The sequence below is a fragment of the Sphingosinicella terrae genome (genome assembly GCF_003347635.1).
Taxonomy (GTDB): Bacteria; Pseudomonadota; Alphaproteobacteria; order Sphingomonadales; family Sphingomonadaceae; genus Allosphingosinicella; species Allosphingosinicella terrae.
Window position 1 is genome coordinate 1 of record NZ_QDFY01000052.1, and the last position, 701, is coordinate 701.

A 701-nucleotide genomic window follows, 5' to 3' on the forward strand; every position below is an offset into this window, starting at 1 on the left:
TTAAAATCCGTCAGGGATATCCAATCGGATGCAAAGTAACCCTACGTGGCGAACGTATGTGGGAATTCTTTGAAAGATTGATTACTATCGCTGTTCCACGTATCCGTGACTTCCGCGGTTTAAATGCGAAGTCATTCGACGGTCGTGGTAATTACAGTATGGGTGTTCGTGAACAAATCATTTTCCCAGAAATCGACTATGATAAAGTAGATCGTGTACGTGGTTTAGATATTACTATCACCACAACTGCGAAAAGCGATGAAGAAGGCCAAGCTTTATTAGCTGCTTTCAATTTCCCATTCCGTAAATAAGGTAGGTTATCGTGGCAAAACAATCAATGATTGTACGTGATGTTAAACGTGCTAAATTAGCTGATAAATTCTACGCTAAACGTGAAGAATTAAAGAAAATCATCTCTGATGCAAATTCTTCAGACGAAGATCGTTGGGCGGCAGTGTTAAAACTACAAACACTTCCGCGCGATTCAAGTCCTAGCCGTCAGCGTAACCGTTGCCGCCAAACTGGTCGTCCACACGGTGTACTTCGTAAGTTTGGTTTAAGCCGTATTAAGGTACGTGAAGCTGCAATGCGCGGTGAAATTCCAGGCCTTAAGAAAGCAAGCTGGTAATAACCTCTTTTAATTTGGAATCATGGGAGTAAATACATGAGCATGCAAGATCCAATCGCAGATATGCTGACCC

Annotated in this window: 2 protein-coding genes; both read left to right on the top strand. The window is 42.2% G+C overall.

Going from position 1 to position 701, the window contains the following annotated elements:
* Nucleotides 1–311: 50S ribosomal protein L5 (gene rplE, locus DDE10_RS23185; RefSeq protein WP_114955171.1), on the top strand; the 311-nt coding region annotated here is incomplete at its 5' end.
* An 11-nt stretch (nt 312–322) separates the two neighbouring features.
* Nucleotides 323–628 carry a 30S ribosomal protein S14 gene (gene rpsN, locus DDE10_RS23190; RefSeq protein ID WP_005599304.1) on the top strand — a complete coding sequence of 102 codons (306 nt, stop codon included), beginning with the start codon at nt 323–325 and terminating at the stop codon, nt 626–628.
* Nucleotides 629–701: the final 73 nt, after the last annotated feature.